Source organism: Methylobacterium sp. WL116 (genome assembly GCF_008039455.1).
In the GTDB taxonomy this organism is placed as follows: Bacteria; Pseudomonadota; Alphaproteobacteria; order Rhizobiales; family Beijerinckiaceae; genus Methylobacterium.
The window spans coordinates 1-1982 of record NZ_VRUV01000694.1; the positions used below are offsets into that span (position 1 = coordinate 1).

General features: G+C 74.0%; 2 protein-coding genes. One reads left to right on the top strand and one right to left on the bottom strand.

From position 1 onward, the window contains the following. The coding region (locus FV223_RS26340) for an OmpA family protein (protein WP_246689822.1) at positions 1–1117 on the top strand (1117 nt) is incomplete at its 5' end. 51 nt (positions 1118–1168) lie between these two features. Here FV223_RS26340 and FV223_RS26345 read toward each other — a convergent pair. Beyond that, positions 1169–1982, bottom strand: an 814-nt coding sequence (locus FV223_RS26345) for an autotransporter outer membrane beta-barrel domain-containing protein (protein WP_147729690.1), incomplete at its 5' end; no start/stop codon positions are given.

Genomic DNA, 1982 nt, shown 5'->3' on the forward strand with positions numbered 1-1982 from the left:
GTTCGGCCCGGGCCAGGGCAATCCCGGCCAGCCGGGGCTGCGCGGCTCCGACACGCAGCCGGGCGCCCAGCCCGGGCAGCAGGGCTACGATCCGCGCGGCGTGCCGACGGGCCGCGTCGGCGACCGCGACCGCGACGGCTTCAACCGTCCCGGCCGTCCCGGCTACATCCCCGGCGGCTTCAGCACCGACGACGAGGACGTGCGCGACTACGACCGCGTGCGTCGCGACCGCCGCGAGTTCAACGAGGACGGGCGGACCTACATCCGCGAGCCCGGCCGGATCATCGTGCGCGATCAGAACAACTACTTCATCCGCCACGACGAGAACGAGCGCTTCCGCGACATCGGCGGCGGCGGCTACCGCAGCGAGCGGCGCGGGCCGGACACCTACACCTATCTCGACCGTCCCGGCGGCGAGCAGATCGTGACGGTGGTGGACGACGACGGCCGGATGCTGCGCCGCTACCGCCGCTTCCGCGACGGCCGCGAGGTCGTGCTGATCGACAACAGCTACGGCGGCGCCCCGCGCCCGATCTACGAGGACGTGGTCGACCTGCCGCCGCCCGACATCCGCATCCCGCGCGAGCGCTACGTGGTGGATTACGGCGCGGCCGACGAGCGCGCGGTCTACGAGGCCCTGTCGGCCCCGCCGGTGGTGGCGGTCGACCGGCGCTACACGCTGGACCAGGTCCGCTACAGCCCGCAGCTGCGTGCCCGGATGCGCAGCGTCGACATCGACACGATCACCTTCGACACCGCCTCGTTCACGGTCACGCCCGACCAGGCCGCCCGGCTCTCGACGATCGCGGCGGCGATCAACCAGGCGATCCGCGCCAACCCGCAGGAGGTGTTCCTGATCGAGGGCTACACCGACGCGGTCGGCGCCGACGTCGACAACCTGTCGCTGTCGGATCGGCGGGCGCAGTCGGTCGCGACGGTGCTGACCCAGAACTTCCAGGTGCCGCCCGAGAACCTGACCACGCAGGGCTACGGCGAGCAGTACCTGAAGGTGAACACGCAGAACGCCTCGCGCGAGAACCGCCGGGTCACGGTCCGCCGCATCACCCCGCTGCTGCAGCAGAGCGGGGCGCCCCCGGCGGCTCCCCCGCCGCGATAGGATGGGTGTGATGCCGGCCCGCCCCGGGCCGGCATCCGTCGGCAGGCCGGATCAGAACCGGCAGGTGAGGTTGCCCTTCACCGCGTGGTCCTGCGCCCGCGCGCCGGTCTGGCCGGTATAGGCCGCGCCGAAGGTCACGCCGGACGCCAGGCGCAGGTCGAGGCCGACCTCCGCCACCACCGCGTCCCGATCGATCGGGACGCCCGCCGCCAGGAAGCTCGGGTCCGCACCGAAGGACAGCAGCGCCTTCGGCACCACGTCGCCGTACGCCCGGCGGTAGCCGAGGAGCGCGTGCGCCGAGAGCGGCAGGCCGAGGCCGAGGTCGAACGCCGTCTGCCCGCGCAGGCCCGCCGTCAGGGCGGCGAGGTCGTAGTCGCGGGCGGACCCGGTCAGGGCGGCGACGCCGCCGGTCTCCGCGAAGCGGTCGCGGTGGATGCCGACATAGGCGCCACCGACGAAGGGCTCGACGTAGGTCGGGGCTGCCTGCTCCAGCGCGCCGGGCTCCGCGACTTTCGACACCAGCACGGCCGGCGCGGGCGCTCCGACGAGGAACCGGTAGCCGATCTCGCCGAAGCCCTGCACCGTGCTGCCGCCGTAGCGGCCGGACGGCGTGTCGGACACGCTCGGAACGACGACGGTGCGGCGGGTGCGCAGGGATTCGTCGGCGTAGACCGCGCCGAGCCGCACCGAGACCGGGCCGAGCTCGTAGCCGCCGTAGACGCCGCCGAACCCGCCGGTGACGCCGGCCGATTCGCGGCGACCGGCGGTGTCGAGGGCGCTCTCGGCGTAGCCGCCGACGAGCCCGAGCCTGAACCCGCTCGGCAGGCGCAGGTCGAGGCCGGCGGCGAAGCCCGCCAGCGTCCGG